This is a genomic window from Pandoraea bronchicola (assembly GCF_902459805.1).
In the GTDB taxonomy this organism is placed as follows: domain Bacteria; phylum Pseudomonadota; class Gammaproteobacteria; order Burkholderiales; family Burkholderiaceae; genus Pandoraea; species Pandoraea bronchicola.
Genome location: NZ_CABPST010000015.1, coordinates 15,403 through 40,410, shown reverse-complemented (window position 1 = coordinate 40,410; position 25,008 = coordinate 15,403). Strand labels below are relative to the sequence as shown.

The 25,008-nt window shown below is 62.7% G+C and carries 20 protein-coding genes; 12 read left to right on the top strand and 8 right to left on the bottom strand.

Annotation, left to right across the window (positions count from 1 at the left end; all coding sequences use genetic code 11):
• The first annotated feature begins 73 nt into the window (after nucleotides 1-73).
• Complete coding sequence (locus PBR20603_RS21440) at nucleotides 74-2,395, top strand: UvrD-helicase domain-containing protein (protein WP_150561568.1); 2,322 nt, start codon at nucleotides 74-76, stop codon at nucleotides 2,393-2,395.
• 98 nt (nucleotides 2,396-2,493) lie between these two features.
• Here the strand turns inward: PBR20603_RS21440 and PBR20603_RS21435 are convergent, their stop codons facing one another.
• The 3 genes from PBR20603_RS21435 to PBR20603_RS21425 form a co-directional block, all read right to left on the bottom strand.
• A complete protein-coding gene (locus PBR20603_RS21435) occupies nucleotides 2,494-3,303 on the bottom strand; it encodes a BPSS1780 family membrane protein (RefSeq protein WP_150561479.1) in 810 nt (269 codons plus the stop codon).
• 31 nt (nucleotides 3,304-3,334) lie between these two features.
• Nucleotides 3,335-4,306 (bottom strand): homoserine kinase, encoded by a 972-nt coding sequence (locus PBR20603_RS21430; RefSeq protein ID WP_150561478.1) that lies wholly within the window; start codon nucleotides 4,304-4,306, stop codon nucleotides 3,335-3,337.
• Between the two features lie 128 nt (nucleotides 4,307-4,434).
• Entirely contained in the window at nucleotides 4,435-4,806 is a 372-nt protein-coding gene (locus PBR20603_RS21425) for a hypothetical protein (protein ID WP_246174911.1), read from the bottom strand.
• A gap of 354 nt (nucleotides 4,807-5,160) precedes the next feature.
• Here PBR20603_RS21425 and PBR20603_RS21420 point away from each other — a divergent pair, with 354 nt between their 5' ends.
• A complete protein-coding gene (locus PBR20603_RS21420) occupies nucleotides 5,161-6,396 on the top strand; it encodes a YeeE/YedE family protein (RefSeq protein WP_150561477.1) in 1,236 nt (411 codons plus the stop codon).
• Nucleotides 6,397-6,492: 96 nt separating this feature from the next.
• On the opposite strand, the gene PBR20603_RS21415 is transcribed toward PBR20603_RS21420, so the two are convergent.
• Nucleotides 6,493-7,227: an LOG family protein gene (locus PBR20603_RS21415; RefSeq protein ID WP_150561476.1), complete on the bottom strand. Its 735-nt coding sequence runs from the start codon at nucleotides 7,225-7,227 to the stop codon at nucleotides 6,493-6,495.
• Between PBR20603_RS21415 and polA the strand changes: the two genes are divergently transcribed.
• The 4 genes from polA (at nucleotide 7,228) to PBR20603_RS21395 (ending at nucleotide 13,642) form a co-directional block, all read left to right on the top strand.
• Nucleotides 7,228-9,966: a DNA polymerase I gene (polA, locus tag PBR20603_RS21410; RefSeq protein ID WP_150561475.1), complete on the top strand. Its 2,739-nt coding sequence runs from the start codon at nucleotides 7,228-7,230 to the stop codon at nucleotides 9,964-9,966.
• A 209-nt stretch (nucleotides 9,967-10,175) separates the two neighbouring features.
• The gene (locus tag PBR20603_RS21405) at nucleotides 10,176-11,546 is read left to right on the top strand and encodes an NAD(P)/FAD-dependent oxidoreductase (RefSeq protein WP_174978022.1); all 1,371 of its coding nucleotides are present in this window, start codon (nucleotides 10,176-10,178) and stop codon (nucleotides 11,544-11,546) included.
• A gap of 232 nt (nucleotides 11,547-11,778) precedes the next feature.
• On the top strand, nucleotides 11,779-12,654 hold the full coding sequence (locus PBR20603_RS21400; RefSeq protein WP_150561473.1) for a dienelactone hydrolase family protein: 876 nt from the start codon (nucleotides 11,779-11,781) through the stop codon (nucleotides 12,652-12,654).
• A gap of 193 nt (nucleotides 12,655-12,847) precedes the next feature.
• On the top strand, nucleotides 12,848-13,642 hold the full coding sequence (locus tag PBR20603_RS21395) for a ZIP family metal transporter (protein WP_246174909.1): 795 nt from the start codon (nucleotides 12,848-12,850) through the stop codon (nucleotides 13,640-13,642).
• A 127-nt stretch (nucleotides 13,643-13,769) separates the two neighbouring features.
• Here PBR20603_RS21395 and PBR20603_RS21390 read toward each other — a convergent pair whose 3' ends face one another.
• From PBR20603_RS21390 to PBR20603_RS21380, 3 genes are all read right to left on the bottom strand, one after another.
• Complete coding sequence (locus tag PBR20603_RS21390; protein ID WP_150561471.1) at nucleotides 13,770-14,654, bottom strand: sulfurtransferase; 885 nt, start codon at nucleotides 14,652-14,654, stop codon at nucleotides 13,770-13,772.
• A 159-nt stretch (nucleotides 14,655-14,813) separates the two neighbouring features.
• On the bottom strand, nucleotides 14,814-15,668 hold the full coding sequence (locus tag PBR20603_RS21385) for a DMT family transporter (RefSeq protein ID WP_150561470.1): 855 nt from the start codon (nucleotides 15,666-15,668) through the stop codon (nucleotides 14,814-14,816).
• A gap of 261 nt (nucleotides 15,669-15,929) precedes the next feature.
• Nucleotides 15,930-17,045, bottom strand: a complete 1,116-nt coding sequence (locus PBR20603_RS21380; RefSeq protein ID WP_150561469.1) for an aromatic ring-hydroxylating oxygenase subunit alpha — start codon at nucleotides 17,043-17,045, stop codon at nucleotides 15,930-15,932.
• A 227-nt stretch (nucleotides 17,046-17,272) separates the two neighbouring features.
• On the opposite strand from PBR20603_RS21380, the gene PBR20603_RS21375 reads away from it, so the two are divergent.
• From PBR20603_RS21375 to folE2, 4 genes are all read left to right on the top strand, one after another.
• The gene (locus tag PBR20603_RS21375; protein ID WP_150561468.1) at nucleotides 17,273-17,542 is read left to right on the top strand and encodes an exodeoxyribonuclease VII small subunit; all 270 of its coding nucleotides are present in this window, start codon (nucleotides 17,273-17,275) and stop codon (nucleotides 17,540-17,542) included.
• Between the two features lie 99 nt (nucleotides 17,543-17,641).
• Nucleotides 17,642-18,547, top strand: a complete 906-nt coding sequence (locus PBR20603_RS21370) for a polyprenyl synthetase family protein (protein WP_150561467.1) — start codon at nucleotides 17,642-17,644, stop codon at nucleotides 18,545-18,547.
• Between the two features lie 199 nt (nucleotides 18,548-18,746).
• A complete protein-coding gene (gene dxs, locus PBR20603_RS21365; RefSeq protein ID WP_150561466.1) occupies nucleotides 18,747-20,663 on the top strand; it encodes a 1-deoxy-D-xylulose-5-phosphate synthase in 1,917 nt (638 codons plus the stop codon).
• A gap of 198 nt (nucleotides 20,664-20,861) precedes the next feature.
• On the top strand, nucleotides 20,862-21,671 hold the full coding sequence (gene folE2, locus PBR20603_RS21360; RefSeq protein ID WP_150561465.1) for a GTP cyclohydrolase FolE2: 810 nt from the start codon (nucleotides 20,862-20,864) through the stop codon (nucleotides 21,669-21,671).
• 84 nt (nucleotides 21,672-21,755) lie between these two features.
• Here folE2 and tsaD read toward each other — a convergent pair whose 3' ends face one another.
• Entirely contained in the window at nucleotides 21,756-22,787 is a 1,032-nt protein-coding gene (tsaD, locus tag PBR20603_RS21355) for a tRNA (adenosine(37)-N6)-threonylcarbamoyltransferase complex transferase subunit TsaD (RefSeq protein ID WP_150561464.1), read from the bottom strand.
• 90 nt (nucleotides 22,788-22,877) lie between these two features.
• On the opposite strand from tsaD, the gene PBR20603_RS21350 reads away from it, so the two are divergent.
• Both PBR20603_RS21350 and PBR20603_RS21345 read left to right on the top strand, forming a co-directional pair.
• Nucleotides 22,878-24,140, top strand: a complete 1,263-nt coding sequence (locus tag PBR20603_RS21350; protein WP_150561463.1) for a BaiN/RdsA family NAD(P)/FAD-dependent oxidoreductase — start codon at nucleotides 22,878-22,880, stop codon at nucleotides 24,138-24,140.
• A gap of 371 nt (nucleotides 24,141-24,511) precedes the next feature.
• Nucleotides 24,512-24,961: a GatB/YqeY domain-containing protein gene (locus tag PBR20603_RS21345; RefSeq protein ID WP_150561462.1), complete on the top strand. Its 450-nt coding sequence runs from the start codon at nucleotides 24,512-24,514 to the stop codon at nucleotides 24,959-24,961.
• Nucleotides 24,962-25,008: the final 47 nt, after the last annotated feature.

The following is a 25,008-nucleotide window of genomic DNA, read 5'->3' as shown; positions in this document are numbered from 1 at the left end:
ATAAAAGATTCGGCGCCGTTTCCGCGTCGCAGCAGGATTTATAATCGGGGTTCACTTGAATTTCCCTCCCGACATGCCCGATCTGCTCGCCAACCTGAACCCCGAACAACTGGCCGCCGTGACCCTCCCGGATGAGCCAGCCCTTATTCTCGCGGGCGCAGGTTCCGGCAAGACGCGCGTGCTGACCACGCGTATCGCGTGGCTGATCCAGCAAGGCCATGTGGGCCCGGCCGGCATTCTGGCGGTGACCTTTACCAATAAGGCGGCCAAGGAAATGCAGGCCCGTCTGGGGGCCATGCTGCCGATCAGCACCCGCGCCATGTGGATCGGCACGTTCCACGGACTGTGCAACCGTATGCTGCGCGCGCATTTTCGCGACGCCGGGCTGCCGCAGAGCTTCCAGATCCTCGATCAGGCCGATCAGCTCTCCGCCATCAAGCGAATGATGAAAGCGGCGAATGTCGACGATGAGAAGTTTCCGCCGAAAAACCTGCAATATTTCATCAATAACGCCAAGGAACAGGGCTTGCGCCCGCACGAGGTCGAGGCCAACGACGCCTTCAACCAGAAGTTCGTCGAGCTGTACGCCGCCTATCAGGAGCAATGCCAGCGCGAAGGGGTGGTCGATTTCGCCGAACTGCTGCTGCGCTGTTTCGAACTGCTCAAGCATAACGAGCCGCTGCGGGTGCATTACCAGTCGCGCTTCCGTCACATCCTCGTCGACGAGTTTCAGGACACGAACAAGCTCCAGTACGCATGGCTCAAGATGCTCGCGGGATCGAACGCGGCAGTGTTTGCCGTGGGCGACGACGATCAGAGCATCTACGCGTTTCGTGGTGCCAACGTCGGCAATATGGCTGACTTCGAGCGCGAATTCCGCGTTCGGCACATGATCAAGCTCGAGCAGAACTACCGGTCGCACGGCAACATCCTGGACGCGGCCAACGCATTGATTTCGAATAATGCGCGGCGTCTGGGCAAAAATTTGCGCACCGATGCGGGGCATGGCGAGCTGATCCGGGTCTACGAGGCCGCTACCGACTTGCAGGAGGCGAGCTGGCTTGTCGAAGAGATCAAGGCGCTCGTCGCGCAGGGCCTGTCGCGCCAGGACATCGCCATTCTGTATCGGAGTAACGCCCAGTCGCGGGTGATGGAGCACGCACTGGTGGGCGCAGGCATCGCGTACCGTGTGTACGGCGGGCTGCGCTTTTTCGAGCGTCAGGAAGTCAAGCATGCGCTGGCGTACCTGCGTCTGATCGAGAACCCGAACGACGATACGGCGTTTGTCCGGGTCGTGAACTTCCCGACGCGCGGGATCGGCGCGCGGTCATTGGAGCAGTTGGCAGACGCGGCACGTCTCTACAACTGCTCGATGTATGCCGCCGTACCTTATATGACCGGCAAAGCGGGCACCAATCTGACGGCATTCGTCCGGTTGATCGAGCAGATGCGTCAGGACACCGCGCGCCTCACGCTGCCGGAGGTCGTCACGCATATCATCGACGCGAGCGGGCTGATCGCACACTACCAGACCGAGAAGGAAGGTCAGGATCGTATCGAGAACTTGCAGGAACTGGTGCATGCGGCCACGGCATTCATCGCCGAAGAGGGTTACGGGCTCGACGCGCCGGCGCGTTTGATCGCCATGCGGCCCGCGTTGCCGGGCGCGCCCGATGTGCTGGCGTCGCCCGATGGCGTAGTCGACGCCGACACGCCAGTGGAGATGACGCCGCTCGCCGGGTTTCTGTCGCATGCCTCGCTCGAGGCCGGGGACAATCAGGCAGAGGCTGGGCAGGACGCCGTGCAACTGATGACGGTTCACGCAGCCAAGGGGCTGGAATTTACGGCGGTCTTCGTCACCGGTCTGGAAGAGGGGCTGTTCCCGCACGAAAACAGTGCGCTCGAACTCGACGGTCTCGAGGAAGAGCGCCGATTGATGTACGTGGCAATCACGCGTGCCAAGGAGCGGTTATATCTCTCGTTCACGCAAAGCCGCATGCTTCATGGTCAGACGCGCTACAACGTTCGCTCGCGCTTCTTCGAGGAAATTCCGGAGGCGGTATTGAAGTTCCTGACGCCGCGTGCGCAGCCGGGCGCGCGTCTGGGCCAGGCAGAGCCGGCCTGGGGGCGCGACTGGTTTTCGCGTCCGCAAGCGAGCGCGCCAAAGCAGGACGAATGGGTGGCGACCAAGTCGGAACAGGCGCTTGCAGACCGTTCGCGGTCGTCGGAGACGGGCTTCAAGCTGGGGCAGGGCGTCTTCCACACCAAGTTCGGCGAGGGCAAGATCATCGGGCTTGAGGGGACGGGCGTGGAAGCTCGCGCTCATGTGAGGTTCGGGCGTCATGGCGAGAAGTGGCTCGCACTTGCCGTCGCGAAACTCCAGCCGATCGAGTAACGGCGGGACCGGCGATTCGATGGCGTTATCGTCACGGCCATGAAAAAGGGCGCCCTCGGGCGCCCTTTGCTTTGTGCGCCGATGATCGACGCCAAGGCTTACGCCTCCGGTGGCGCGACGTTCGGATCGATGGCGCCGATTTCCTGCACGCCGAAGCAGCCGCGATAGCTCGCGTAGAACGAGCAGTACAGCACCGCCGTGAACAGGATCGAGTACGGCATGAGGATGAGCATGGCGTATTGATGAATGCCCATCGCAGCCATCGTCAGTGTCAGGATCAGTGGCAGCACCGTGGCGACGACCGCCGTGCACAGCCCATAGACGACAAAGGCACGCAGGTTGCGCACGCAGGCCGTCCAACTGAAAAACAGCGCCTTGACGGGCGTGACGTCGTGCCAGGCCACGAGCACCGGTGCGAACCAGAACATCATCGCGACCGGCACATAGGCCACCGCTGCGGCCAGCATTGCCTGGCCCATCGAGCCGTTCACGAGCGATTCTTCGCTGATGCGCCCGCCGAAGAGCATCTTGTTCAGCAGGTCGCCGCCGTCGAAGAGTGCGGAGAAGAGGAACACGGCGGCCATCGCCACGATGTAATAGCCGCCGAGGATGAGCAGCCGGCGAGAGACTTCTTTGCCGTGGCCGCGAAAGCCGTCGAGCAGCACGGTCGGCAACACCTGCTTGCTCTTGATGATGTCGCGGCAGGCGGCCATGAAGCCGACCGACAGGCCGGGTATGAACAGCAGCGGCAGGAACGCGCCCACAACCGGCAGGATCGACAGCAACATCACGCCGAACAGATAGGCGAAGAGCAGCGTCAGAATGGCGAGCGGGTTCTTGCGGAACAGCCAGATGCCCTGGCGCAGCCACACATAACCACTCTTCGGCGGGACTTCAAGCAATTGCATAGGGTTCGAATGACTCCGATAGGACGTCAGGTTACAGCCAAGGGACGGAAACGGCTTCGATGCGCTGGCGCAGGATTCGTTCGAAATGCCCCGGATCGTGCGGCTTGAGCATTTCGGCCGTCCGCGGCAAGTGAAAATCATACAGGCGCGACACCCAGAAGCGCAGCGCCCCGGCCCGGAGCATATCGCGCCAGTGCGACGCTTCGATGCTCGTGAGCGGGCGCACCGTCTCGTAGGCGCGCAGCATGGCGTGCACGCGAGCGTCGTCCAGCACGCCGGTCGACAGGTCGCAACACCAGTCGTTGACGGTCACGGCCAGATCGAACAGCCACTTGTCGCATCCCGCGAAATAGAAATCGAAGAATCCGCCCAGGCGAGGCGAACCGTCTTCGGCTTTGTCGAACAACACGTTGTCGCGGAACAGGTCGCAATGACACGGTCCAGCTTGCATCGCGCGGTATTCGCTCGACGCGAAAAACGCTTCCTGATGCGCCATCTCGCTTTGCAGCAACGCACGTTCAGAATCGCTCAGGAATGGCATGACTTCCGGAGCGGCTTCGCGCCACCACGGCAGGCTGCGAAGGTTGGCCTGCTCAAGTGTGAAGTCGCGACCGGCCAGATGCATGCGAGCGAGCATGGCGCCAACGTGCGCGCAGTGTTCCGGGGCGGGGGACAGTTCGGAGCGTCCCGCCAGCTTGGTGACGATGGTCGCGGGCTTGCCGTTTAGCTCGTTCAGAATCTCGCCCGTGCGATCGGGAATCGGATCGGGTACCGGTACGCCGTGGTGGGCGAGGTGCCCCATCAACTGGAGATAGAACGGCAATTGCGTAGCCGTGAGCTTCTCGAACAGCGTCAGCACGAACTCGCCGCGCTCGGTCGTCAGAAAGTAGTTGGTGTTCTCAATGCCGGAGCTGATGCCCCGGAAATCGAGAACATTCCCCAGATCGTAGCGTTGCAGCCATTGTTGTAGCTGCTCGGGCGAGACGGAAGTGAAAACGGCCATGCGTGCGTTGAGTGGAGGTGTCTCAGACAAACGGCCCGCGCACGTGCAGCGGGCCGCTGATTCGAGACATACAGGTAGCTGGCGCGCCGCCAGGCGGCGCGCGCGGGTGAGTCAGATTACCAGAGACGTCAGAACTTCAGGCCGACGGACGGCAAACGGTCGTTCTGCGACGTGTTGTCGCGCGCGCGCGGCGAGTTGTCCGGTGGCGTGGTCAACTGGTAGTTGGTGCCGAAACGGGAATGGACATCGATCTCCGTCGGCTTGCCGCGATCGCGGTACTCGGTCACGGTGGTGCCTTGGTCGTTGACGTAGTAGCTCGGCTTGCGTTCCTGATTGACGTCCACCGATGAGGTGCTGGTGGCAGCGGCGCGGGCGTCAGCCTCGCGTTTGGCGGCTTGCGCGGCGGTTTCCTTGCCATCCTGGGCAAATGCATGGCCGGTGAGCAGCAGGCCGGCACCGAACAGCAGGGGCAGGGCACGGGAAAGGCGCGTTTTCATCATTATTCTCCGAGGGCGGGAACGCATCCGCGACGAGCGAGGCAAGCCGGGCCGGCGCAGCGGGTTCCAATATGTCCATTCTATCAAACGTCCCCCGCTTCGCATCGTGAAATCGCGTTGAATGCGCCGTGGTTCCTTGTCTCCGGCGCGGTACTGCCTTCCAGACCATCATTTCCGGGGGGTGATGCTGCATGGCGTGGCGCACCAGAGGAATGTGCGTCAGACGTCCTATATTCTTCTGGGTTATAAGCGAATCACAAAATGGTCGTTTTCCGTGCGGTCGTGTTCTGGCATCCTTTGACGTTGTCTTAATGGGTGGCCTTGTGCCGCCCATCTGCATTCTGGAGTCTGCAAGTCATGTCTTCTTCCGCCGCTTCGGTCGCCGTCAAAACGGCCCCGCTTTCGCCCTCCTCATACAACGCCCGGCCGCTCGCCATTGCGTTGGTCCTGATTGCAGCCGGCATCGCCTATCTGCAAGCGGCCGTGGGCCCGAAACAAGCCGCGCTGGCCGGCGTTGGGGCGCTGCTCGGTGTCGCCCTTTACCATGCGTCGTTCGGTTTTACGTCGGCCTGGCGCGTATTCATCGCCGATCGCCGCGGTGCCGGGCTGCGCGCACAAATGGTCATGTTGGCGGTCGGCGTCGTCCTGTTCTTCCCCGCGTTGGCCGACGGAACGCTCTTCGGTAACAAGGTCGTCGGTCTAGTCTCACCGGTAGGTGTGTCGGTGGCGTTCGGCGCCTTCATCTTCGGTGTCGGCATGCAGCTCGGCGGCGGTTGTGCCTCGGGCACGCTTTACACCGTGGGGGGTGGCAGCACGCGCATGATCGTTACGCTGGCCGCCTTCATCGTCGGTTCGGTGGTTGCCACGGCGCATCTGCCCTGGTGGGAGTCGCTGCCGCATATCAAGCCGGTTTCGCTGATCAAGGTGTGGGGCCTGTGGCCCGCTCTCATTGCCAACCTCGCGCTGTTCGCCGCGATCGGCGCGTTCACGTTGTGGGCGGAAAAGCGTCGTCATGGACGAGTCGTCGGCGTGCCGATGACGCGCAGCGCGAAGGGCACGCCCGCGCTGTTGCGCGGCCCGTGGCCGCTGGTGTGGGGGGCGTTGGCGCTGGTGCTGCTGAACTACGCGACGCTGGCGCTGGCTGGCCGTCCTTGGGGCGTGACGTCGGCGTTCGCCCTTTGGGGTGCCAAGGCGTTCATGGCGCTCGGCGTCGACGTGGCCTCGTGGCCGTACTGGGCGAAGCAGGTCAATGTGTTGAATGCGCCGGTCGCGCAGGACGTCACGACCGTGATGGACATCGGCATCATTCTCGGCGCGCTCGCGGCCGCATCCATCGCCGGCAAGTTCGCCCCTGTGTGGAAGATTCCGGTTCGCTCGCTGCTCGCGGCCATCGTTGGCGGCTTGCTGCTTGGATACGGCGCCCGTCTGGCGTATGGCTGCAATATCGGTGCCTATTTCAGCGGCATCATCTCGGGCAGCCTGCACGGATGGCTGTGGCTGGTGGCGGCGTTTTTCGGTAACGTGTTCGGCACGCGTCTGCGTCCGCTGTTCGGTCTGGAAGTGGAAACCACGCCGCGCGAAACCAGTTGCTGATCGATGCCATGCTCGGGCAGATCTGACGTCTGCCCAAAAAAACGGCGCCCGCGATAACACGCGGCGCCGGTTTTTTATGGGCGACGAGAACAGCGATTACAGGTAGAACATTTTCTCGCTGGATTCCGTCTCGGGCTCGATACGGCCTTCGTAGAAGGCAAACACGGCCTTGAGAATTTCGTCGGGGTCGTCGATGACCTGCACCAGATCGAGATCCTTCTCGCCGATAAGTCCCATCGGCAACATGGTCGTGCGTACCCAATCGAGCAAGCCCTTCCAGAACTCCGTGCCGACGAGAATGACGGGCACTTGACGCGACTTCTGCGTCTGGATGAGGGTGAGAACTTCCGACAATTCATCAAGCGTGCCGAAGCCGCCTGGCATGATCACGAAGGCATCCGAGTTCTTCACGAACGTCACCTTGCGGGTGAAGAAGTGACGGAAGCGCAGTGAGATGTCCTGGTACTGGTTGCCCTTCTGTTCGTGGGGCAATTCGATGTTCAGACCGACGGTCGGCGAGGCACCGCCGTGCGCGCCCTTGTTGGCCGCTTCCATGATGCCGGGGCCGCCCCCGGAGATCACCGCAAACCCGTTGTCGGAGAATTTGCGTGCGATGGTCATCGTCAGTTTGTAGAACGGCGATTTCGGCTTGATGCGCGCGCTGCCATAGATGCTCACGGCCGGCCGGATCTCGGACAGGTACTCGGTCGCCTCGATGAACTCTGCCATAATCGTGAACATCTGCCACGATGCGCGCGCCTTTTTTGCGGTGGCGCGTTCATGGTCTGCCAGCATGCGCAGACTCGGTATCTCTTTTCTTCTCTTGGTCATATGTCGGAACAGCAAAGTCTGGAAGGTAAGACGCTCTTATTGGTCGATGGTTCGAGTTATCTGTATCGAGCCTATCACGCCCTGCCGGATTTGCGCGGCCCCAACGGCGAACCCACGGGGGCGCTGCACGGCATCGTCAATATGCTGCGCCGCATGCGTAAAGACGTGCATGCAGAGTATAGCGCTTGCGTTTTCGACGCCAAGGGCAAGACGTTCCGAGACGATTGGTACCCCGAATACAAGGCGAATCGTCCGTCGATGCCTGAGGATCTGCGTGCGCAGATCGAGCCGATTCATGAAGCCGTGCGTGCCATGGGCTGGCCGCTGTTGATGATCGACGGCGTGGAAGCGGATGACGTCATCGGCACGTTGGCGAAACAGGCGGCCGCACACGGCATGCGCGTCGTTGTCTCCACCGGCGACAAGGACTTGGCGCAACTCGTGAACGATCGCGTGACGCTCGTGAACACGATGACCAACGAGACGCTCGATGCCGATGCCGTCACCGCGAAGTTCGGTGTGCCGCCCGAGCGCATCGTCGATTACCTCACGCTCGTCGGCGATACGGTCGACAACGTGCCGGGGGTGGACAAGTGCGGACCGAAGACGGCCGTCAAGTGGCTCACGCAATACGGCGATCTCGACAATCTCGTTGCGAACGCGGCGGAAGTGAAAGGGGCGGTGGGCGAGAATTTGCGCCGCGCCCTCGACTGGCTGCCGATGGGGCGCAAGCTCGTGACCGTTGCGCTCGATTGCGATTTGTCGCCGCAGGTCACGTCCATCGAAGCCAGCTTGCAGACGCAACCCGAAGACACCGAAACGCTGCGCGATTTCTTCGCACGTCACGGGTTCAAGACGCTGCTGCGCGAAGCGGAGTCAGCCGTTGCTGCGCAGGCCGGTGAGCCAGCGCCAGCGCCGGTGGCGGACTCGATCGAGCGTCAGTACGAGGCGGTGCTGACGTGGGCGCAGTTCGATGCGTGGCTGAAGATCATCGAAGCCGCCGAACTGACGGCCTTCGATACCGAGACGACGTCGCTCGACGCGATGCAGGCGCAACTCGTGGGTTTGTCGTTCTCGTGCGAGCCCGGGCGTGCTGCTTATATCCCGGTGGCGCACCGTGCACCGGGCGAGGTTGAACAATTGCCGCGCGACGAAGTTCTCGCGCGTCTGAAGCATTGGCTCGAGAGCCCGGATCACAAGAAGGTCGGTCAGAACCTCAAGTACGACTCACATGTGCTCGAGAACTACGGCATCGTGCTGGGTGGCATCGCCCATGACACGCTGCTCCAGTCATACGTGGTGGAATCGCATCGCAGCCATGACATGGACAGTCTGGCTTCGCGCCACCTCGGCGTGACGACGATCAAGTATGAAGACGTGTGCGGCAAGGGCGCCAAGCAGATCGGCTTCGACGAAGTCGGTATCGAACAGGCCACGGCATACGCCGCGGAGGATGCCGACATCACGTTACGTCTGCACCGCACGCTTTATCCCGATGTGGCGCGTGAGGCCACGCTGGAATTCGTCTACGCCAGCATTGAAATGCCGACCGCACGCGTGCTCCAGCGTATGGAGCGCAATGGCGTGCTCGTCGACACCGCCCGCCTCGCAGCGCAAAGCGACGAAATCGGCCGCAAGCTGGTCACGCTTGAAACCGAGGCCTACGCGTTGGCCGGGCAGCAATTCAATTTGAATTCTCCCAAGCAGATCGGCGACATCTTCTTCACGCAACTGCAACTGCCGGTCGTCAAGAAGACGGCAAGCGGCGCGCCGTCGACTGACGAGGAAGTGCTCCAGAAGCTGGCCGAAGACTATCCGTTGCCGAAGGTGTTGCTCGATTACCGTGGCCTTGCCAAGCTCAAGTCGACCTACACCGACAAGCTGCCGAAGATGGTCAATCCGTCGACGGGGCGGGTGCACACGAACTACGCGCAGGCGGTGGCGATCACCGGACGTCTGGCTTCGAACGATCCGAATTTGCAGAACATCCCGGTGCGCACGGCTGAGGGACGGCGCATTCGAGAAGCGTTCATCGCTCCGCCGGGCAGCCAACTCGTATCGGCCGACTATTCGCAGATCGAGCTGCGCATCATGGCGCATATCTCGGGCGACGAAAGTCTGCTGCGTGCGTTCGCCAACGGTGAGGACATCCACCGTGCGACGGCCGCGGAAATCTTTGCCGTCACGCCGCTCGAAGTCTCTTCGGAGCAGCGCCGCTATGCGAAGGTCATCAACTTCGGTCTGATCTATGGCATGAGTGCGTTCGGGCTGGCGGCGAACCTCGGGATCGAGCGCGATGCCGCCAAGCAGTACATCGACCGCTACTTCATGCGCTACCCCGGCGTGGCGCGTTACATGGACGAGACACGCAAGAGCGCGAAGGCGCGCGGCTTTGTCGAGACGGTGTTCGGCCGCCGGCTGTGGCTGCCGGACATTAACGGCGGCAACGGACCGCGTCGTCAGGCCGCCGAGCGGGCTGCCATCAACGCACCGATGCAGGGTACGGCCGCCGATCTGATCAAGCTCTCCATGATCGCCGTGCAGCGCTGGCTGGACGACAGTGGTCTGCAGACGCGTCAGATCATGCAGGTGCACGATGAACTGGTGCTGGAAGTGCCCGATCACGAACTGGCGGAGGTTCGCAAGCGTCTGCCGGAATTGATGTGCGGCGTGGCGAAGCTGCGTGTGCCGCTCGTCGCTGAAGTCGGTGTTGGCGAGAATTGGGAACAGGCGCACTGAGGCTGTGGGCTGGGCTGCCGCCTAAAGTGCGCGTGCGGCTCAGGTCGCAGCACGCCTTTGCCGCTGCGACGATCGCGATGACGCAATAGCGGGAATAGGGATGCGGGCATACCCGAAGTCCGCACTCTGCGGTAAGGTAATCGCTATCGCCGGGCTGGCAGTTGCCGACCGGCCGGACGGTTTTCCAAGCACGGGGAGTTATCGTGAGTGTGCATCGCATCGTTGTGGTCGGCGGCGGCGCCGGCGGTCTGGAGCTTGTCACCCGGTTGGGCGACAAGTATGGGCGTGGCAAGGACGTTCAAATTACGCTGGTCGACCGTTCGATGTCGCACATCTGGAAACCGTTGCTGCATGAGGTCGCAGCCGGTGTCATGGACACCGCCACACATCAGCTCTCTTACGTTGCGCAGGCCAACTGGCATCACTTCGAGTTCGCCGCGGGCGAGATGATCGGGCTCGATCGTGCCGCCAAGACGATCCGGCTGGCTGCGGTGCCTGCGGCGGCTGACGAAGGCGAGGGCGATCTGTTGCCCGAGCGTACTTTGCCGTACGACACACTTGTTCTTGCCATGGGCAGCACCACCAATTTCTTCGGTGTGCCCGGGGCGCAGGAAAATACCATCGCGCTGGACACGGTCGAGCAGGCCGAGCGCTTCCGGCGTCGCCTGATGGCGGCCTGTGTGCGCGCACAGAATGAGGCCGAAGCGCCGGTGCCGCAGGCTGCCGCCCAAGACGGGGGAGACGGCGGACAGCGGGCCGCGCTGTTGTCGGCGCCGGGGCGTCGCAAAGTGAACCTCGTCATCGTCGGGGCAGGGGCCACGGGTGTGGAGCTTTCGGCGGAACTGCGCAATACGGCGGAAGTCCTCCGCTCCTACGGCCTGAAGCTCGACCCGCGCAAGGACGTCGGTATCACCATCATCGAGTCGAGCCCGCGTATTCTCAAGGCACTGCCCGAGCGTGTCTCGGGCGCCGTTGCCGGCTTGCTCGGCAAGCTCGACGTCGACATCTTGTGCGGCGATTCGGTCGCCGAGGTGCGCAAGAACGAGGTGACGACCACCGGCGGGAAGGTGCTGCCGGCGGACATTACGGTCTGGTCGGCCGGAATCACGGCACCGGCGGTGCTCGGCACGCTGGGGCTCGCCGTCAATCGCTTGAATCAGATCGAAGTGTTGCCGACGCTGCAAAGCAAGACCGACCCGGACATCTTCGCCTTCGGCGACTGCGCGAGCTGCGAATGGCCAGAGCACGGCTTCGTGCCGCCGCGTGCGCAAGCCGCACATCAACAGGCGAGTTTTCTGGTCAAGGCGATCGATGCCCGGCTCAAAGGGCAAAGTCTTCCGGCATTCACCTATCGTGATTTCGGTTCGCTCGTCTCGTTGGGCAAGTTCAGCGCAGTGGGTAATCTGATGGGCGGGTTGATCGGCGGCAGCATGTTCATCGAAGGGCTCTTCGCGCGGGTGATGTACACGTCGCTTTATCGCATGCACGTGGCGGCACTGCACGGTGTCTGGCGCATGATGCTCGATACCGTCGCCAATCGTCTGCGGCGCTCCACTGTGCCGCGCGTGAAGCTGCATTGATGCTTGCCGCAGGGGGCGCGAGTGTGCTGCCCCCTGCCGCCCATGGCCGGCCTTCGCCGGGTGCGCGTGGTTTCGGAATGATCCGACTGTCAGCGCGCCGGTGTCCGAGTGCAAGTGGCTCTCCTCTCTAGTAATATCCGAACGTCCAACCTTGGGCGGACAACTCCCCCGCCTCTTCCGTTGGCAGTCTCCCAGGCAATTCTTCTACCGACGCTTTTCTCTGGAGTGCGACATGTCGCAAGCGGATCTGGATAGTCTTGTGCCCGAAGTGGCCCCGCGCAATCGCCGCGATTTTCTGAAGACCGCCGTGGGGTCGGCGTTCGCGCTGGCCGTGCTGCCGGTGGCTGCCGAAACCATCACCACCGATACACAGGGACTCGACGCGGGCGAAGTCATGCTCGACGTTCCGGGCATCAAGATGCCGGTTTATTACGCGAAGCCCGCTGGCAAGACGCATTTGCCGACGGTGATCGTGGTTTCGGAAATCTTCGGTGTGCATCAGCATATTGCCGATATCTGCCGTCGCTTCGCCAAGCTCGGCTATCTGGCGCTGGCGCCCGAACTATTCGCGCGCGCGGGCGATCCGCAATCGCTGGGGACGATTGCCGAGATTCAGTCGCAGATCGTCTCAAAGACACCCGACAAACAGGTACTGAGCGACATCGACGCAGCGGTCAAATGGGCAGTGGCCAATGGCGGTGACGAGAAGCGCCTGGGGATTACCGGCTTCTGCTGGGGTGGGCGCGTGGCGTGGCTTTACGATGCGTACAACCCGAACGTGAAGGCGGCAGTGGCCTGGTACGGACGCATCGTCGGCGACAAGAACGCCAATTTCCCCGAAAATCCGATCGATATCGCGGGCAAGCTGCACGGGCCGCTGCTAGGTCTGTACGGCGGCAAAGATGCGGGCATTCCAGTCGCGAACGTCGAGCAGGCGCGCGAAGCCCTGGCCAAGGGCAATGCGGCGTCGAAGGGGTCAGAGGTGAAGGTGTTCCCGAACTCGGGGCATGCCTTCTTTGCGGATTACCGGTCGAGCTATGTCGAGGCCGACGCGAAGGAAGGCTGGACACTGGCGCTGGACTGGTTCCGCAAGCACGGCGTAGCTTGAGATGCTGATGCCTCGGGGGCGCCGTCGAGTCTATTGAGGCAATCGGGCGCATCCACAGTGGAAGTCGTTTTGCTCCGCAGGCCGGCGGTTTGCCTGTAACGTCAAAAGCTGGTTAAATCGCCGGCTTGCCTGCGGGAGAATCGCCATCGACACCGTCTTTCTATTCATCGTTATCGCCACGCTGGCTTCCGGCGTGCTGAGCCTTGCCGGGGCGGCGTCGCTGTCGCTCGGCCTGCTCTCGAGGCTCATCGACAAGATGGTGAGCTTCTCGGCCGGCGTGCTGCTCGGCACGGCGCTGTTGCATCTGTTGCCTGAGAGTCTGGAGACGCACGTCGATGCGCATGTGATCACGCGCTGGCTTTTGGGTGGGCTGCTTGGGTTCTTCCTGCTTGAGAAGCTCGCGCTGCTGCGCCACAGTCACCATCACGAGGGCGATGGGCATCATCACGAACATGGGCACGATGCGCATGAGGCGGGCAAGGGCGGCTGGATGATTCTGGTCGGCAGCGCGATTCACAATTTTGCGGATGGCGTTGTGATTGCCGCTGCGTTTCTTACCGATCCTAGCCTCGGCGTGGCGGCAACGGTGTCGATCACCGTTCACGAGGTTGCACACAAACTCGGCGATTTCATGGTGTTGCTCAACGCGGGCTTCAAACGCCGCAAAGCGTTGGTGCTGACGTTGGCGTCGAGCCTCACGGCGCTGGCTGGCGGGGTGCTGGGGTACTTCATGCTCGACCGTTTGCAGAGCCTGATTCCTTATCTGCTGGCGCTGGCGGCGAGCAGCTTCATCTACATCGCCGTGTCGGACCTGATGCCGCAAATGCAGCGCCGGACATCACCGCGCGACGCACTGCCGCAGATCCTGCTGATCGCGGTTGGGCTGACGCTCGTGGTGTGGCTCAACGGTCGCGATCATGATCACGGTCACGATCATAAGGATGGCGGCAGTGCCCTTGCGATGTCGACGGTAGCGGCGTCGCGGTGAGCGACAAGTCGCCCCACTGACGGGTAGGCGGGGCCCGGCGGTCGACGTCGGGCCAGAAGAAAGAAGGGCGCCCGGAGGGGCGCCCTTTTTCATTGCCGTCGTGTCAGGCGGGTAGACGCTGCGTGACTTACGGTTGTCCTCCGGTAGCGACCGGACGACGTTTGTCGGCGCACCATTCGCTCCATGACCCCGGATAGAGGCTGGCGCCATGAAGTCCGGCGACCTCCATCGCGAGCAGGTTGTGGCAAGCCGTCACGCCCGAACCGCATTGCGAAATGACGCGCTCCGGCTGGCGATCCTTGCCAATGACCTGCGTAAATGCTTCGCGCAGCGTGGCGGCGGGCTTGAAGCGGCCGTCAGGGCCGAGGTTGTCTTTGAAGAAGCGATTCACTGCGCCGGGAATGTGGCCGCCGATCGGGTCGATGGTTTCGTTCTCGCCACGATAGCGATCCGGTGCGCGGGCATCGATGACCAGGCGCTCATGCGAAGTCAGATTGCGTTCGATGGCTGCCGCGTCGGCGGTGGTCGCGAGCGGCTCCCCCGGGCTTAAGTCGCCTGCCGGGGGCGTTTCGGGCGGCGCGGCATCGAGCTTGAAGCCCGCGGCTTCCCAAGCCTGCAAGCCGCCGTCGAGCACCGCAACGGACTCGTGGCCGAGCCAGCGAAGCAGCCACCACAGACGGGCGGCGTACATGCCGCCTTGCGCATCATAAGCGACGGCCTGCTGCCCCTTCGACAACCCGCAGTCGGCAAGGTGGCGCGCGAGCGCGTCGCGATCCGGTAGCGGATGGCGGCCGTTCTTGCCGGTCGGCTTCCCGGACAGATCGCGCTCGAGGTGGGCGTAGAACGCGCCGAAGATGTGGCCGTCGACATAGGCGGCTTCGCCTGCGGCCGGATTGGCGAGGTCGAACCGGCAATCGAAGATGACGACCGGGGCGCCGCCACCGGCGGCGGTTTGCATCAGCGCGTCGAGATTTTGCGGACTGATGAGCGTGGTGAAGTGCGTGTGAATCATGACGTCTCCGCAGACGGGCGTGGGGGAATCGTTCAGCGGGAACTGACCGAGTTGCTTGCCGGGCGGTGCGGTGCGCGCAGCCCCGCGAGGGTACTGCCGGCGGCAGGGAGCGTTACCGAAAGCGCTTTGACGCCGTGGCGTAACGCCCGGAGGCGGCAATCAGGCGGGAGCCGACGGTCGGCGCAGTGCAGTCATGCCGCTCGCCACAATAAGCAGCATGCCGATCCAGCCGGCGAGCGCAGGCCAATCGCCCCAGACAAGCATGCTGATCAGTGTAGCGAAGATTACGCCGGAATATTGCAGATTCGCAGTGACGAGGGTGTTGCCCAGACTGAAGGCCCGGGTGAGAGCGGTTTGCGCGATGAGCGCAGCAATACCAATGCCGAGCATGAGCCCGGTACCACGCCAGGTCAGCGCATGCATGCCTTCGACGGCAACCCAGCCGAGACCCAGCAGCACGCCGCCGAGCGAGAAATAGAAGACGATGCGCCAGTCGGGCTCACCTGCCGCGCCAAGCGCCTTCACCTGCATGTATGCCACGGCGGAGAACACGCCCGAGATGACACCCGCCACCCCGCCTCCCCATGCCTGACTGTCGATGGTCGGCTGCAGAAGCAGGGCCACGCCGATGAAGCCCGCAAAGATCGCCGCGACCAGTCGGAAGTCGGTCCGCAGGCTGCCGCGCATCGCGGCCGTGGCCATGACGAGCAGCGAAATCCAGATCGGCGACATGTAATTGAGCGTCATCGCCGTGGATAGCGGCAATTGCGTGAGCGAATAGAACCAGAGGCCGAGCGAGATGACGCCGGCGGTGCTGCGTTTGACGTGGGAGCCAAAGTGGCGGGTGCGGATCGTCTGCCCTCGCACGCCAGCGAACGCCAGCAGTACGATGACGCCGATAAGGCTGCGATAGAGAACGATTTCGCCGGTGTTGTACTCGTTTGCCGCCAGTTTGATGAACACGCCCATCAACGTGAACATGAAGGCAGAGACCAACATCCAAAGCGATTGCATGGCGAATTTTGGCCAATTGGCGGCGAAGAGGCGCGTTTCGTGCTGAACGCAGGTGACTCGCGCGGCATAAGTGCTCACCGCATGGTCATATCTGAAGCATGGCAACGATTCTAACGAAAACGGCGGGCCGATGGCCCGCCGTTCCGTGAAAATTCGGCAAATATTTAATTCGGTCTCGCTGGCACCGCAACGTCGGTCTGCGGCACTTCAACCTGATGTTCCTGCATTCTCGCCTGGTGGGAGGCTTCTGGCGCGAAGCGCTCAGAAGTCACCCATCTGTCGACGCAGGAACTCGTGGAAATGCTGCATGCCGTCTTCCATCGGGCTCTGATAGGGGCCGACTTCCGATACGCCGCGCTCGAACAGCGCGCGACGGCCGGCATCCATCCGCTCGGCGATCTCGTCGTCTTCTTGGGCGGTTTCCATATAGGCGGCACGCTCAGCCTCGATGAATTCGCGTTCGAAGAGCGCAATTTCCTCGGGATAATAGAATTCGACGATGTTTGTCGTTTTCTGCGGGCCGCGAGGAATGAGCCACGACACCACGAGTACATGCGGATACCACTCGATCATCAGGTGCGGGTAGTACACCATCCAGATCGCACCGAAGTCGGGCGGAACGCCTTCGCGGTAACGAAGGAGGACGTCGTGCCAGTCTCGGTAGATGGGGCTGCCCGGCTTGGCGAGACCTTCGTGAACGCCCACTGTCTGGACGCTGTACCAGTCACCGAACTCCCAGCTCAGGTCTTCGCACGAAACGAAGCTGCCCAGCCCGGGGTGGAACGGCACGACGTGGTAGTCCTCGAGGTAAACCTCGATGAACGTCTTCCAGTTGTAGTTACATTCATGCACTTCGACGTGATCGAACATGAAGTTCGAAAAGTCGAGATGGTGCTTTACGCCCAGGCGAGCGAGATCGGCCTGTACGTCGCGGCCTTGCGCTTCGAACAGCAGCCCGTTCCAGCGTTGAAGCGGGAACTTGCCGAGGTTAAGGCACGGCTTCTCGGGGAAATGCGGCGCCCCGAGCAGTTCGCCCTTCGTGTCGTAAGTCCAGCGATGGAGCGGGCACACAATGTTGCGTGCGTTGCCGCGCCCATTGAGCATGACCGCCTGACGATGACGGCAGACGTTCGAGAGCAGTTCAATGCCGCCATGTTCGCCCGCACCGTTACGGACCAGCATGCGGCCTTCCTGCTCGGCCGGCAGCGCGAAATAGTCGCCTGCTTCCGGCACCATCAGTTCGTGACCTACGTAGCGAGGTCCGTGTTTGAATAGGACTTCACGTTCGCGGGCGAGGAGCGCCTCGTCGAAATACGTGTAGACCGGCAATTGGCTCGAGGCCGGTTTCAATTGCAAAGCGCTGCTTAGATTGGACATTCCCACTCCCGTCGAGCTTGAAAGCAGTGAACAACCCAACCATCGAAGAATCGATTTAGGGAACCGATGATTATACCCGGTATGTGCTGTCGAGGGCTGCTAAGTCCATGATTTGCGTTAAATAATGTCCGAAAATAGTCACCGCCATCGGTTTTGAGGCAATTTACGCTCTGCGAGCTGGCGTGCTTTTGCCGTAAAATGGAACATTCGACCTGAATTTTGCGTTTATGGCCAAGACTGCAAAGTCGCAAGACGCGGTGCCCGAGGTGCCGCAGGATCTGCCCGAGACCTACGAGGCTGCGCTTGCCGAGCTGGAAAAGCTGGTAGGGCGCATGGAGGGCGGTGAGTTGGGGTTGGAGGAATCGCTCGGCGCATACCGCCGCGGCGCCGTGCTGGTGAAGTACTGCCAGGGCCTGCTCGAGAAGGTGGAGCAGCAGGTCAAGGTGCTGGAGGGCGAGACGCTCAAGCCGCTCGAGGCGGCACGCGACGAGTTCTAACCGGCGCCCGGCGATACGAAGGCGACCCACGACCCAAAGCGTCCCAGGATGGCAAAGGGGCGACTCAATAACACGCACGGCCTGAAGGGTACGTGCAGGATGAAGACGATGGCGGATCAGAATATCAAGGCCTGGATGCAGGCGGTACAGGCCCGTGTTGAAAAGGCGCTCGACGCCGCGCTGCCCGAGGCAGCCGATGGCGGCTCGGCGCGACTCAATGAATCGATGCGTTACGCGGTGCTCGGCGGCGGCAAGCGGGTGCGCCCGCTACTGTGCTTTGCGGCTGGCGAGGTCACGCAGGCCAGCGAGACGGCCCTCGATCGTGCGGCATGCGCCGTCGAAATGATCCATGCCTATTCGCTGGTACACGACGACCTGCCGTGCATGGACGACGACGACCTGCGCCGCGGCAAGCCGACGGTGCATGTGCAATATGACGAAGCCACCGGCCTGCTCGCGGGCGACGGCCTGCAAACGCAGGCGTTTGCGTTGCTCGGTGAAGCCACGGGCGATCTGAGTGCCGCGCAGTCGCTCGCGCTGGTGCGCGAACTCGCGCTGGCCTCGGGGGCGCTCGGTATGGCAGGCGGTCAGGCCATCGATCTGGAGAGCGTCGGCGTCAAGCTCACGCAGTCGCAACTGGAAAACATGCATCGCCTGAAGACGGGGGCGCTGCTGCGTGCCTCGCTGCGCATGGGGGCGATCTGCGGCCGGGCGCTGTCGGACGACGAAACCGTGGCACTGGATGCCTACGCGGCGGCAGTGGGACTGGCGTTTCAGGTCGTGGACGACATTCTCGACACGACGGCCGATTCGGCCACGCTCGGCAAGACGGCCGGTAAGGATGCAGCGAACGACAAGCCGACCTACGTATCGCTGATGGGCCTTGACGGCGCACGCGCATACGCGGAAAAGCTGCGTGCCGATGCTCATTCGGCAAGCACGTCGCTTGGCAACGCAGACCGGTTGCGTGCCTTGGCCGATTACGTGGTAGATCGCATCAACTGAACGGCTGATCGCCGGGCAGGCAAGTTTCGAGACGGCCTCCGCGCAGGACAGGATCGCGGGATCCCGGGGGGCGGTTGCAGTAGACACAAGCAAGGGGCAAGGAGGGTCGGCGCGATCTCCCCACAGAACGCACCGGCAGGAGATCGGGAACAGCTCACAGGGGGTGCTGCCCGATAAAACGCCTATATATGGAACGACGATGTACGAACTTCTAAACACTATCGATGATCCGGCCGCGCTGCGGCGTCTGGAGCGTCGCCAACTTGCGCCGTTGGCCGAAGAGCTGCGTGCCTTCGTGCTCGAAAGTGTGTCGCGCACTGGCGGCCACTTGTCGTCCAACCTCGGCACGGTCGAGTTGACGATTGCGCTGCACTACGTGTTCAACACGCCGGAGGATCGCATCGTCTGGGACGTGGGCCACCAGAGCTATCCGCACAAGATCCTGACCGGCCGTCGCGACGCGATGGGTTCGCTGCGTCAGCTTGGCGGCATTTCGGGCTTCCCGAAGCGCGACGAATCTCCGTACGACACGTTCGGCACGGCACACTCGAGCACGTCGATTTCGGCGGCGCTCGGCATGGCCCTTGGTGCTCGCACGAAGGGTGAAAACCGCTTCGGCATCGCGGTAATCGGCGACGGCGCCATGACTGCCGGTATGGCATTTGAAGCGATGAACAACGCGGGTGTCCATGAAGACGTGCCGCTGCTGGTCATCCTGAATGACAACGACATGTCGATCTCGCCGCCGGTGGGCGCGCTCAATCGCTACCTGGCCCGTCTGATGTCGGGCCGTTTCTACGCTGCGGCAAAGAAGGGCGTGGAGAAGGTGCTGAGCGTGGCGCCGCCGGTGCTCGAGTTGGCGCGCAAGTTCGAAGAGCATGCCAAGGGCATGGTCGTGCCTGCGACGATGTTCGAGGAGTTCGGCTTCAACTACATCGGGCCGATCGACGGTCACGATCTCGACTCGCTGATTCCGACGCTCGAGAACATCAAGAATCTGAAGGGGCCGCAATTCCTGCACGTGGTGACGCGCAAGGGTTACGGCTACAAGCTGGCCGAAGCTGACCCCGTGCTGTATCACGGCCCGGGCAAGTTCAACCCGGCCGAAGGTATCAAGCCGAGCACGAGCGGCAAGAAGACGTACACGCAGGTGTTCGGCGATTGGCTGTGCGATATGGCCGAAGCCGACAAGCGCATCGTGGGTATTACGCCTGCCATGCGTGAAGGCTCGGGCATGGTCGAGTTCGAGAAGCGCTTCCCGGAGCGTTATTACGACGTCGGCATTGCCGAGCAACACGCGGTGACGTTCGCTGGCGGGATGGCGACCGAGGGTCTCAAGCCGGTCGTCGCCATCTACTCGACGTTCCTGCAACGCGGCTACGATCAGTTGATCCACGACGTGGCACTGCAAAATCTGCCGGTGATCTTCGCGCTTGATCGTTCGGGCCTCGTTGGCGCGGATGGTGCAACGCACGCAGGTGCCTACGATATTGCTTATCTGCGCTGCATTCCGAACATGGTCGTCATGGCGCCGTCGGATGAGAACGAATGCCGTCAGATGCTGTACACCGGCGTGCAGATCGATGGTCCGTCGGCCGTGCGTTATCCGCGAGGCGCGGGGACGGGCGCCGCCATCGAGCAAACGATGACTGCACTGCCGATCGGCAAGGGCGTCGTGCGCCGTGAGGGCCAGGCCGAGGCGGGACGTCGCGTGGCGATTCTGGCGTTCGGCAGCATGGTCGCGCCGGCGCTTGCCGCGGCTGCCCAACTGGACGCCACCGTGGCCGACATGCGCTTCGTCAAGCCGATCGACGATGAGCTGATCGCACGACTGGCGCAGACGCACGATTACCTCGTGACGGTGGAAGAGGGCAGCGTCATGGGCGGCGCGGGGTCGGCGGTCGCGGAATCCCTGCTCGCCGGTGGGGTTACTCGGCCCGTACTACAATTGGGCCTGCCCGATCGCTTCATCGATCATGGTGACCCGGTGGCGCTGCTGGCCGCGGAGGGTCTTGATGCGGCGGGCATTGCGAAGTCGATCTGTGCGCGCTTCGACCTGCAGCCGGTGGAAGCCTCTCAGACGGCGGGCAAGGTGACGACGAAGCTCGTCGCCTGAGCGTCCGGTAGTCCTGAATCTCCGAACGATCCGGCTTGCGCGCCGGATCGTTTCGTTTTGCGTTGCGTATTTTTCATCCCGTGCCGGGGTTCTCCGGCACGTTCCCGATGACACTCGCCAGAGGCTCGCGAGCCGAGCGTCGGATACGTTTGCCCATTGCCTCCCCCCAGTCGGCTCGCCGGCAAAGAAGGAAACTAGATGAATCAGATGAACCCCGCTTTCGCCATGCCGGACGTGCAGAGCACCGTCGATACCCGGCAGATTCCGATTCAACGTGTTGGTGTGCGCGGTGTGCGTCACCCGTTGTCGGTGCGTCTGGCCGATGGCGAAGCGCAAGCCACCGTGGGCTTGTTCAATCTCGATGTGCATCTGCCTGCCGATCAAAAGGGCACGCATATGTCGCGTTTCGTGGCGTTGCTCGAGGCGCATCGCGCGCCGCTGGACGTCGCGGGTTTCCGGGCCATGCTGGCGAGCATGCTGGATAAGCTCGAAGCCGAGGCCGGTCGAATCGAAGTGACGTTCCCGTACTTCATCAACAAGACTGCGCCGGTCTCGGGCGTGCAAAGCCTGATGGACTACGAGGTAACGCTCACCGGCGACGTGCGCAACGGGCAGACGCGTGTCTGGCTCAAAGTGCTCGTGCCGGTCACGAGCCTGTGTCCGTGTTCGAAGAAGATTTCGCAGTACGGGGCGCACAACCAGCGCTCGCACATCACCATCGACGCCGAAATCGCGGGCGATATTGCGGTCGAGGAACTGGTGCGCATGGCTGAGGAGGAGGCGTCCTGCGAATTGTGGGGTCTGCTCAAGCGCCCGGATGAGAAATACGTGACCGAGCGCGCCTATGAGAATCCGAAGTTCGTTGAGGATCTGGTGCGTGACGTGGCAACGCGGCTGAACAATGAGTCGCGCGTTGTGGCCTACGTGCTTCAGGCGGAGAACTTCGAGTCGATCCACAATCACAGTGCCTACGCGGTAATCGAACGTGACAAGCGCGTTCTGGCTTGACGCTGCGGTGTCTTCAGGGGCCGCGCAGAATAAAAAAACCGCTCCTTGGAGCGGTTTTTTACTGGGCGTTTGCCGCAAGATGTGTCAGGTGCCGCGCACGATGTCGGCGAGATCCCAGCGTGGACGGACGGTATAGGCGTATTCTCTGTCAGCCTCGTCCGGCCAATGTTTGAGACGCATGGCGCCCGCAAAGGCGATCATGGCGCCGTTGTCCGTGCAAAAGGCCAGGTCGGGGTAGTGCACACGATAGCCGCGACGCCGTGCGGCTTCATTGAGCCCTGCTCGAAGTTGTGCATTGGCGCCGACGCCGCCGGCGACGACCAGCGTCTTCATGCCGGTCTGCTTCAGGGCAGCCATCGACTTGGCGACGAGTACGTCGACGATCGCGTCGACAAATCCGCGCGCGAGATCGGCCTTTTCCTGCTCGCAGACATTGCCTGCGAGGTTGCGCACTTGCGTGAGCACGGCAGTTTTCAGGCCGCTAAAGCTGAAATCGAGGTTGCCCGAGTGCTTCATCGGGCGAGGCAGGTTGAAGCGTCCCGGTGTGCCGAACTCGGCCAGGCGGGAAACGGCCGGGCCACCCGGATAGCCGAGCCCCAGCAGCTTGGCGGTTTTGTCGAAGGCTTCGCCTGCGGCGTCGTCCAGCGTCTCGCCAAGCATGGCGTACTGCCCGAAGGCGCGCACTTCCATCAACTGGGTGTGGCCGCCGGAGACCAGCAGGGCGACGAATGGGAAGTTGGGGGCATCCGGGGCGAGCAACGGAGAGAGCAGATGCCCTTCCAGATGGTGTACGCCGACGACCGGACGCTCGAGTGCGAAGGCGAGCGCATTGGCCACGCTTGCTCCTACCAGCAGCGCGCCAGCAAGGCCGGGGCCTTGCGTGTAGGCGATGGCGTCGATCGCGCTGAGCGGTTTGCCGGCCTGCGCCAGCACGTCTTCTGCCAGCGGCAGTGCGCGGCGGATGTGATCGCGCGAGGCCAATTCGGGCACCACGCCGCCATATTCGCGGTGCATGGCAATCTGCGAATGCAGTGCGTGCGAGAGCAGGCCGGCCTCGGTGTCATAGAGGGCGAGCCCGGTTTCGTCGCAGGAGCTTTCAATGCCTAGAACCAGCATGGCGGAAGGGAGGCGCGCAGAGCGTCAACAAATGGGATAACCGGCAAGTATACCAGTCGACCTTATCCCTCGCCGGTTACAATGCGCGCCATGGAAAAGTTCGATGTAGCGATTGTGGGTGCTGGCGCGGCCGGCCTGATGTGCGCGGCGGTCGCCGGGCAGTTGGGGCTGCGCGTGGTACTCATCGATCATGCGACGCGTCTGGCCGAGAAGATCCGCATCTCGGGCGGCGGGCGCTGCAATTTCACCAATATCAATGCCGGGCCGGCCAACTACCTGTCCGAAAACCCGCGTTTCTGCCGTTCGGCGCTGGCACGCTATACGCCGCGCGACTTTCTCGACTTGCTCAAGCGTCACCGTATCGCCTGGCATGAAAAGCATCGCGGGCAGCTCTTTTGCGACGAAAGTGCCGAGGACATCATCGAAATGCTCCGCAACGAGTGCGCGGTGGGGCATGTGCACTGGCGAATGCCGTGCGCCGTGCACACGGTTGCCTACACGGAGGCTGGTGGTGCGCATCGCTACCATTTGACGACAGATGCGGGTCATATCGCCACCAAAAGGCTTGTCATCGCGACGGGCGGCCTGTCGATCCCGAAAATCGGTGCAACGGACTGGGGCTATCGCATCGCTCGTCAATTCGGCCTGGAGGTCATTGAGCCGCGCCCGGCGCTGGTGCCGCTCATGTTCGACGCGTCGACGTGGGCGCCATTTGCCGGATTGTCCGGTTTGTCGCTGGAAGTCGAGGTCAGTACGGGTAAGGGGAAGGAAGCCGGCAGCTTTGTCGAGGATCTGCTGTTCACGCACCGCGGATTGTCCGGGCCGGCCATCCTTCAGATCTCCAGCTTCTGGACGCCGGGGCAGCCAATTACGCTCGATCTGGCGCCAACGTCCGATATCGAGGCGGCATTGTTCGAGGCGAAGGCGACTTCGAAGCGGCAGTTGGCCAACCTGCTGGCGCAATGGGTGCCGGCGCGTCTGGCGGACGCCTGGGTCGCCAACAGCGGACTCTCGCCGCAGGCGCGTGTTCAGGAACTGCCGGACAAGGCGCTGCGCTCGCTAGCCCAGGCGTTTTCGGGGTGGACGCTCAAGCCGTGCGGCTCCGAGGGCTGGCGCAAGGCTGAGGTCACGCGTGGCGGGGTCGATACGCGGGCGCTGTCCTCCACGACGATGGAGACCCGCGCGCAGCCGGGACTGCATTTCGTTGGGGAGGTTGTGGACGTGACGGGGTGGCTCGGCGGCTACAACTTCCAGTGGGCGTGGGCGTCGGCCGTGGCCTGTGCTCGGGCCATGTCCGAAAGCATTTCCGAAAGCGTTAACGCTGGCCGGGCGGGAGAGGACGCCCTGTCATAGACGGCCACTGCCCCACTGTGATACGCTCTCACCTTCGTGGAGACGGCGCATCAATCGCGGTTTTCGGGACGTTTGTGACGACAGTTCAGGACGCCTCGGAGGCATTGCCGGGCAGTTTGCGTCCGACACGTTACCGGCCAAATAGGCGATCGCCGCCTTAGCCGGGGCGGGTCCAGGTCTCCGGCGAGCCCGCTTGTGATCGCGTTTGTGATCGTCTCCCCAAGCGGGTTTTGTGCTTTCTGCCCCCCGTTCGCCCCTGCGCCAGCTTATCGGCAGCGGTCGTGCGCGGTGAGTGCCTGACGGCGGTCGTCCTTTTCTTTGGGGCGGCATGCACTACACTGAAACGTATTCGAATTCCGGAACCCCTGCTCATGAGTCTGAAAGAACGCATCAACGAAGACATGAAGACGGCCATGCGTGCCAAGGCCGCCGACAAATTGGGGACCATCCGACTGCTGCTCGCGGCAATCAAACAGAAGGAAGTCGACGAGCGTATCTCTCTCGACGATGACGCGGCCGTCGTGGCCATCGTCGACAAGCTGATCAAACAACGCAAGGATTCCATCAGCCAGTTCCAGGCTGCCGGCCGTACCGATCTGGCCGACAAGGAGGCCGCCGAACTCGAAGTGCTCCAGGTCTATATGCCGCAGCAGCTTTCGGCAGAGGAAGTGGCGCAAGCCGTCAAGGCTGCCGTGGCGCAAACGGGCGCTGCCGGTCCGCAGGACATGGGCAAAGTCATGGGTGTGCTCAAGGGCCTGTTGGCCGGTCGTGCCGACATGACGGCCGTGTCGGCGCAAGTGAAGGCGGCGTTGGCTGCGTAATCCCGTGGTGTGGCAGCTTCCGTCGCTCGGGCGACGGCGCGGCACCG

Coding starts and splice junctions, on each gene's coding strand:
- PBR20603_RS21385 (WP_150561470.1), bottom strand. CDS start 15,668: ATGCAATCGCTTTGGATGTTGGTCTCTGCCTTCATGTTCACGTTGATG.
- PBR20603_RS21350 (WP_150561463.1), top strand. CDS start 22,878: ATGGAAAAGTTCGATGTAGCGATTGTGGGTGCTGGCGCGGCCGGCCTG.
- PBR20603_RS21440 (WP_150561568.1), top strand. CDS start 74: ATGCCCGATCTGCTCGCCAACCTGAACCCCGAACAACTGGCCGCCGTG.
- PBR20603_RS21380 (WP_150561469.1), bottom strand. CDS start 17,045: ATGTCCAATCTAAGCAGCGCTTTGCAATTGAAACCGGCCTCGAGCCAA.
- PBR20603_RS21370 (WP_150561467.1), top strand. CDS start 17,642: ATGAAGACGATGGCGGATCAGAATATCAAGGCCTGGATGCAGGCGGTA.
- PBR20603_RS21345 (WP_150561462.1), top strand. CDS start 24,512: ATGAGTCTGAAAGAACGCATCAACGAAGACATGAAGACGGCCATGCGT.
- PBR20603_RS21375 (WP_150561468.1), top strand. CDS start 17,273: ATGGCCAAGACTGCAAAGTCGCAAGACGCGGTGCCCGAGGTGCCGCAG.
- PBR20603_RS21415 (WP_150561476.1), bottom strand. CDS start 7,227: ATGACCAAGAGAAGAAAAGAGATACCGAGTCTGCGCATGCTGGCAGAC.
- PBR20603_RS21430 (WP_150561478.1), bottom strand. CDS start 4,306: ATGGCCGTTTTCACTTCCGTCTCGCCCGAGCAGCTACAACAATGGCTG.
- folE2 (WP_150561465.1), top strand. CDS start 20,862: ATGAATCAGATGAACCCCGCTTTCGCCATGCCGGACGTGCAGAGCACC.
- PBR20603_RS21400 (WP_150561473.1), top strand. CDS start 11,779: ATGTCGCAAGCGGATCTGGATAGTCTTGTGCCCGAAGTGGCCCCGCGC.
- dxs (WP_150561466.1), top strand. CDS start 18,747: ATGTACGAACTTCTAAACACTATCGATGATCCGGCCGCGCTGCGGCGT.
- tsaD (WP_150561464.1), bottom strand. CDS start 22,787: ATGCTGGTTCTAGGCATTGAAAGCTCCTGCGACGAAACCGGGCTCGCC.
- PBR20603_RS21425 (WP_246174911.1), bottom strand. CDS start 4,806: ATGATGAAAACGCGCCTTTCCCGTGCCCTGCCCCTGCTGTTCGGTGCC.
- PBR20603_RS21435 (WP_150561479.1), bottom strand. CDS start 3,303: ATGCAATTGCTTGAAGTCCCGCCGAAGAGTGGTTATGTGTGGCTGCGC.
- PBR20603_RS21420 (WP_150561477.1), top strand. CDS start 5,161: ATGTCTTCTTCCGCCGCTTCGGTCGCCGTCAAAACGGCCCCGCTTTCG.
- polA (WP_150561475.1), top strand. CDS start 7,228: ATGTCGGAACAGCAAAGTCTGGAAGGTAAGACGCTCTTATTGGTCGAT.
- PBR20603_RS21390 (WP_150561471.1), bottom strand. CDS start 14,654: ATGATTCACACGCACTTCACCACGCTCATCAGTCCGCAAAATCTCGAC.